The organism is Petrachloros mirabilis, from assembly GCF_975968855.1.
Map to the genome: position 1 here is coordinate 1 of NZ_CDLUDY010000285.1, position 6,584 is coordinate 6,584.

At 51.5% G+C, this 6,584-nt stretch carries 9 protein-coding genes; 2 read left to right on the forward strand and 7 right to left on the reverse strand.

The genetic code is table 11. The features are described from left to right. Nucleotides 1-418 precede the first annotated feature (418 nt). Nucleotides 419-910: an arsenate-mycothiol transferase ArsC gene (locus ACWVCN_RS12215; protein ID WP_455246061.1), complete on the reverse strand. Its 492-nt coding sequence runs from the start codon at nt 908-910 to the stop codon at nt 419-421. A gap of 68 nt (nt 911-978) precedes the next feature. Between ACWVCN_RS12215 and ttcA the strand changes: the two genes are divergently transcribed. Together ttcA and ACWVCN_RS12225 are read left to right on the forward strand one after the other, a co-directional pair. Beyond that, nucleotides 979-1,851, forward strand: a complete 873-nt coding sequence (ttcA, locus tag ACWVCN_RS12220; protein WP_455246062.1) for a tRNA 2-thiocytidine(32) synthetase TtcA — start codon at nt 979-981, stop codon at nt 1,849-1,851. Between the two features lie 81 nt (nt 1,852-1,932). After that, entirely contained in the window at nt 1,933-2,289 is a 357-nt protein-coding gene (locus ACWVCN_RS12225; RefSeq protein ID WP_455246063.1) for a hypothetical protein, read from the forward strand. A gap of 4 nt (nt 2,290-2,293) precedes the next feature. Here the strand turns inward: ACWVCN_RS12225 and msrA are convergent, their stop codons facing one another. The 6 genes from msrA to ACWVCN_RS12255 all read right to left on the reverse strand — a co-directional run. Beyond that, nucleotides 2,294-2,830, reverse strand: coding sequence for a peptide-methionine (S)-S-oxide reductase MsrA (gene msrA, locus ACWVCN_RS12230; RefSeq protein WP_455246064.1), 537 nt, complete (start codon nt 2,828-2,830; stop codon nt 2,294-2,296). 162 nt (nt 2,831-2,992) lie between these two features. Continuing rightward, on the reverse strand, nt 2,993-3,349 hold the full coding sequence (locus tag ACWVCN_RS12235) for a PilZ domain-containing protein (protein ID WP_455246065.1): 357 nt from the start codon (nt 3,347-3,349) through the stop codon (nt 2,993-2,995). A 127-nt stretch (nt 3,350-3,476) separates the two neighbouring features. Beyond that, entirely contained in the window at nt 3,477-4,274 is a 798-nt protein-coding gene (locus ACWVCN_RS12240; RefSeq protein ID WP_455246066.1) for an OmpA family protein, read from the reverse strand. Nucleotides 4,275-4,475: 201 nt separating this feature from the next. Beyond that, a complete protein-coding gene (locus ACWVCN_RS12245; RefSeq protein ID WP_455246067.1) occupies nt 4,476-4,622 on the reverse strand; it encodes a hypothetical protein in 147 nt (48 codons plus the stop codon). 471 nt (nt 4,623-5,093) lie between these two features. Further along, nucleotides 5,094-6,092: a molybdopterin-dependent oxidoreductase gene (locus ACWVCN_RS12250; RefSeq protein ID WP_455246068.1), complete on the reverse strand. Its 999-nt coding sequence runs from the start codon at nt 6,090-6,092 to the stop codon at nt 5,094-5,096. 9 nt (nt 6,093-6,101) lie between these two features. Continuing rightward, a partial coding sequence (locus ACWVCN_RS12255) for a redoxin domain-containing protein (protein WP_455246069.1) occupies nt 6,102-6,584 on the reverse strand: 483 nt, incomplete at its 5' end.

Sequence of the window (6,584 nt, forward strand, 5' to 3'; positions counted from 1 at the left end):
CTTAAGGTGGAAACAATGCGAAGGTGTCCAGTGTTAGTCCCATCACGCGTGTTAATAGGGAAGTGACCGACTCCGTAACTGAAGACTAGGGTCCCCAACGAACACCGAACAGAAGCATTGTTTCCACCTTAAGCTCCCACGCTGGCAGCACTTGTAAATAGCGGCCCTATTTCATACAGATTCCGGGCAACAGAGGCTTGCGCCATATCAAGCAATGCCTCTTCGGTTAACGGATAGATCGGAATACCCCTCACGAATGGCTCTTTCAAAAACCATCTTTCTCCTTCAGAAAATAGAGGTTGTACAACCGTAGCTGCCGAAGCCATCGCCCAGACTCGATGCGAATCATGGATACATCTAGAGCAAGAGCGTCTAGCCTGGAGATTGACCTTGGAAGGGATGATTAACTCGAATTCCTTTAACGAGGCGGTGGTAGATGCATGGAGAGACTTGGTATGGATTCCCAGATTGTATCGATCACAGACGAGACATAGTCTTGAGCTCGAACGAGATCGTTTTCCCATTCCGGGATAGCTTCATGGACGTCGAGGATCGATTCATCGCGACCAAAGCAAATCTCATTGAACAAAGGAACGTCTCGACCGAAGCGCTCCCGGATAAAAGCCTGGTGATTACGCCCCATGGCAACGATGAACTCCGTAGACTTCACCATCTCTTCTGTTAACTGACGGGGTACGTGATGACTCACATCACCTCCCTTTTCATGGAGCTTCATCCTCACCCACGCGTGTACCTCTTGGGGCTTTGCATCGATCCCGGCAGAAGAAATCGCATAAAACTCATGAGACCTGAGCCTCACCTTCAGGGCCTGTTCAGCCGCAAGGCTCCTAAAGACGTTTCCTGTGCAGATAAAAAGTACTGGATAACGTAATTCAGGGCGTGAATTCACTTTTTACCTTCTCTCATAAGTTCATCAGGATCGACAGTGAATGAAGTCAGCTAGTAGAATAGCGCCCTATGTCACAAACAACCAGTCCTCTCCACAACCTCCCAAGACTCGACGACGAAACCGAACAGCTGCAAACCAGGCTATTGCGTCAGGTCGGACAAACCATCAGCAATTACAACCTTATCGAAGAGGGCGATAAGGTTATGGCCTGCTTATCAGGCGGAAAGGACAGTTACGGATTACTCGACTTGTTACTTGTGCTACAACGCCGCGCTCCCATTCGATTCGATCTCATAGCAGTCAATCTCGATCAGAAACAGCCAGGTTTCCCGACCCATGTCCTTCCTGAATATCTCACGTCCCTCGGCATTCCATTCCACATTGAAGAACGGGACACGTACGGGATCGTCAAACGGCTCATTCCGGAAGGGCAGACGACCTGTTCGCTTTGCTCACGGCTCCGGCGCGGACATCTCTATCGCCTGGCAACAGAACTCGGCGTCAGTAAGATCGCTCTCGGACATCACCGCGATGACATTCTTGAAACACTAATACTGAATCTGCTGTTCACCGGGAAATTGAAAACCATGCCCCCAAAGCTGCGCTCCAAAGACGGCCGTCACTTGGTGATTCGCCCGCTAGCTGCGGTACGTGAGGTTGACCTTGCCCGCTATGCCGAACGGCGCGCGTTCCCCATCATCCCCTGTGACCTGTGCGGATCACAGGAAGACCTCAAACGTAAAGAGGCCAAGGCCTTTCTGCGAGAATGGGAGCAAAAGGCTCTAGGCTGTACCGATAGCATGTTTGCAGCGCTCTCCAACGTTGCCCCTTCGTTATTGCACGATACAAACCTCTTTGACTTTACCTCTCTACGGGCAAAGACTGATGCTACTGGCGATGAAGATGCTTGGCTCGATGAAAACCCATCCATTTCATCTTAGTTTCTAACAATGTCAGTACGCCGGGGAGAACGACCGGAAACGGGGCCACCACTCTCGTCTATAGGACTTGCCGCCGCGCTCATGCTCATTGTGCCAATCGTTTTGTACTCGATAGCGCCAGCCGGCCCGATTCGGGAGGGAGACACCGTTTTTACCGACGGATCCATGAAAGTTCCCCTCGCCCGTCCAATCCTCTACGAGGCGGCAAACTTCGACGGTACCTGCCTCCTCGAGCCTCAGGACCCGCTGATGGTGATGCAACGACCATCGGATAGACAGGATGGGCTGATTCTGGCCAAGGTACAGGGAAAGACAACTATTGAATGGCCATTCTGTCCGCCTCAGGCCGAGATTCTATTGGCAGAGCGTCAAATCATGCAAAAAACCCATTTCGTAGCCGAGGCCGTACAAAGGATGAAACACTGGTGGGGCAACTAACAGTTTATGCTTTAATCTTGCTTGAAAACAGTTTTCGAAATTTCATTACTTTCGGAGCAACGACGGCGGCACAGTACCCTTGAAATGGATTCCTGGCGAAATACTCCTGATGATACTGTTCCGCTTCAAACCATGTCCCTGCCGGCACAACCTCGGTCACAATCGGATTGGCGAAGACCTTCTCCTCAGTCATTGCCGCGATCAGCGATTCGGCCGTCTTCTTTTGTTCCGGGTTATGGTAAAAAATCGCAGACCGATACTGAGTCCCCACATCGTTTCCTTGTCGGTTCAATGTTGTGGGATCATGAACGGAAAAGAAGACCTCGAGCAATTCTTTATAGCTTACCTGACTCGGATCGAAGGTGATACGCACTGCCTCTGCATGGCCCGTCTCTCCCCCACAGACAGCTTCATAAGTCGGTCGATCGACATGGCCGCCGATATACCCTGACTCGACCGAATGGATCCCTACCATCTGGTCAAAGACGGCCTCAAGGCACCAAAAACACCCGCCGGCCAGAATCGCAACATTATCGGTCATGGCAACAAGACTCCTCTCAGAAAACGACTAACCCACAATACTCTTGTCGCCCTAGAAAGCCAATTCTTACTGTTAGCCTGAGGGATTCGCGTTCTTATAACATAGACGGGAATTTTGTCGCGAGAGGAGAAACCTGTCTTGCAATTTGCTTGGGGATTACTATCAGCGGGATTGTGCCTTGAGCTCGGCAATGACCTGCGTCAACTTCATCTTTTCTTCAGGGTGAATTTCAAGAAACTGCAACCCGAATGTTTTGCCTTTCACCCACCTCACTTGAGCCTTATCGATCCGCAACGGCCAACTGAGGCCAGGAACGTGAATACGACATTCGAACGTCGCCCCTTCGACAACAGGTGGATCGGTTTCGATCTTGCACCCGCCACTTGACAGATCTAACATTTTCCCTTGTCGTTCCTGCTGTCCACCGGAAAATGTGCTCCGGAATTGCGTAGTGAATCTTGGCTGCAACCGTTTTTCGGCACTTCGCTCTTGTTGAGCAACTGACGATCTCGATGCCATGAATCTCTTTTCCTCTTTAATCTCGCTGACGAGACAAAACCTTCATTGTCCCGGAGCAGAGTGTGTCTCACGCGACAGAGAACCCCGACAATTCGTTCTGTAAATCGTCGGGGGCGTGTATGCTCTCTTAGTTCTTGACGTACAGCAAGACATGACCGCGGCGATTTTGCTGATAGCAAGCCTCGGTATGTTCAAGACAGAAAGGTCGTTCCTTGCCGTACGACACGGTCTTTACCTGTTTCCGACTTACTCCTAATTCTACGAGATAGTTGCGAGCGCTCTTCGAACGCTTATCCCCAAGAACGATGTTGTAGGCCGATGTACCCCGCTCATCGCAATGACCTTCCACTTTCAGTACAGCCCCAGGGTGTTCCTTCAACCATTTCGCATTCCCTTGTAAGACCTCCATCCCGGCATCAGACAGAGTCCATTGGTCATATCCAAAAAACACGTCCTTAAGGCCTGCCTCCATTGCCGCGCGCTCTTCTTTCGCCAAATCTGCATCTTGGCGGGCATCCGTGTCGGCAGGTGAGACTGAGGCGATCTCCCCTTCATTCGTGAGATGTTCCTCGGTCGGGCTCTGAGAGAAACCATTCAACTCGCTTTTCATCTCACTTTTCATTTCTGGCTCCGAGCCCTGCTCCTGTGCGATGCCAGGGAAACTTGGATTTACGCCTTGGCCATTCCATTGGGAATCGGCACCTCCGCCAGTTTCTGCTGAAGATGAGCCGGCATTTTGCAAGTTCTCGGCGGAATCGCCGTCACCGGAAGCCATCTTTTCCTTTTCACTTTCTTGTCCACTCTTCTCAGCCGTGGACGCCGTATCACCCTCGGACTGCAGCCATTTCATGCCACAACCCTCGGTACCTGCGAGAAGAAAACCCATCATTACAACCAAAGCATATCTTCCAAGGCCGCCTTTCATGGTATTCCCCCATTGCTTGTGGAATGAAAATGTACTTGAACAACTATAGCATCCGGCAAAAACCAGCTTTCTGGCTAAGCCAACAGAATAAAGATAGCTTATATTTCAGCTAGTTAGAGTAATCGTGAAGAAAGTTTCGCGAGAGCCACTAGAAGGAGGATCTTCGTGCAAAACTCAAAGCAACGTCAGGAAATACGGCGATTAAAACTGGGCAGAACGACGATCCGACCACCGAACGGGACGCATAACCGTGCCTAACGCGGCAATAGCACAGATAAAAGCTAACATGGCTAATCCAACCATCAGATAAAACCCTGCTCGAACATCATGGAGGATGACGTGATTCATGAAAATGCCCTCCTCTTCTTATCGAAATCCATACTCATCGCCCCTGCATAACGGCAGGGAAATGTTCACATCTCAAATGCACCTTCTCTGACCCAGCTGCATCAACGAGTTGCCTTCGCCTGCACCGTTTTTAAGTTCGCAACCACTTCTAAGGTACCACCATTCAACTCGCTTATGCATCATTAACCTGAGGAAAAATTACTTCAGGATACATATAAAGTCTATGCTGCTTTTGTGGGGGGAGGAATAATTGGAAGCGGCCGGCAGATAGGGACAAGCTATTGAAACACAAGCCTAAAAACAGAAGGCAAACGATCTTATTCGCTGTGGTGCCCTCGGTGGGAATTGAACCCGCGACCTAGGGGTCCCCCGCTCACACCATTGCAAATAACGTATCCTCCGGTGATGTGCCTAAGCACGGCGCGGAGCTGCGGCAGTCTACCTTCGGTTCTTAGAACACCTCTGTCAGGATCAGACCTCAATGTTCATGGTGACCTCATGGAGACCGGTTGCCCCGTCCGGAGCTGGATCTTGCTCAATCGAAGTTTGCAGTTGTCCGGTTCCATCAGTCGCTCGGACGACTAAAGTGTGGCGTCCTGGTCTCGATGCCTTCCATGCGCAATTCCAAAACACCCAACTCCATGCTGAGAGGGGTTTCTCGAGTGTGGCAACAGTCCAGCGCTCACCACCATCTGTGCTGAGCTCAACTTGTTTGATCCCTCTGGTGCCAGCAAAAGCAATGCCCTGTACCTTATGATGGAACCCGCGGATCGTCGTACCGTGTCCCGGTAGATCAATACGGGACATTGTTTTGATCAACGCCTCGTCCGTCCAACCTTTCTTCGCGTAGTAGCCTTTGTAATCCTGCGCCACAACCTCAATCTCCGTCAGCCACTGCACATGCTTCATCCCGTACTGTCCCGGCACAATCATGCGAGCCGGAAATCCATGGCCGAGCGGCAGGGGAACGCCGTTCATGCGGTGTGCAATCAAGACATCGCCGACCATTGCACGATCAAACCGGATACTGTCGGAGAATCCGTCGGCGGCTCGGAAAACGACGTCGTACGCATCAGGCTGTGCGCCGGCTTCCTCCAAGAGCGATCGAAGCAGAATGCCAGTCCATTCAGCGGTGCCGATGAACTCGCCAGCCACAGTGTTGCCTACGCATTCTAGTGTGACAATTTCCGATATGGCCGGCTTCGCGAGCAATTGTGCATAGTCTAGTCTGAACGGGCGCGAGACGAGTCCCTTGATCGACAGTGACCAGTCCTTAATACGAATGGTCGGTGGACTTCGGTAGGACGTGATGTAGAATTCCTCGTTGGGAGTGATCGGCTTAGTGAGCTTCGGCTCGGCCTGGCCAAAGACGTGATCGAACAGGCCGGCAAGGCTCGGAGCCGGGAGAGTAGCCACGAATAGCAGCCCTCCGGCGGTCTTGAGAAATGTCCGGCGTGATGGACGATGCATAGGTGCCCACTACAATGGTTCAGCAAGCAAAGCCTGTATGAGCCGTTCCGTCTCTTGATATCCACCCTCACCAATCCGGACATGCCGGATGGTGCCGCGTTTGTCCACAAGATACACGGCGGGCCAGTATCGATTGCCGTATTTGTTCCAGGTCGAAAAGTCATTGTCGATCGAGACGGCGAAGGGAATGTCATGCTCTTTGAGATAGCGCCCCACGTTTTCAACATCACGTTCGTAAAAAAACTCCGGCGAATGGACGCCGATAACCACAAGGCCTTGATCTGAGTACTTCTTGTGCCACTGTTTGACGTAGGGCTCGACGTTCCGGCAGTTGTAACAGCCGAACGTCCAGAACTCGACCATCACGACTTTGCCTTTCAGGTCGGATAGGTGTAACGGTTCACTGTTCAACCAGATTGGATTCGTAATGTCCGGCGCCTTCATTCCCACTCCCGCGTTCGCGACCACCCAAGTGACGAATAGGCCTAGAAG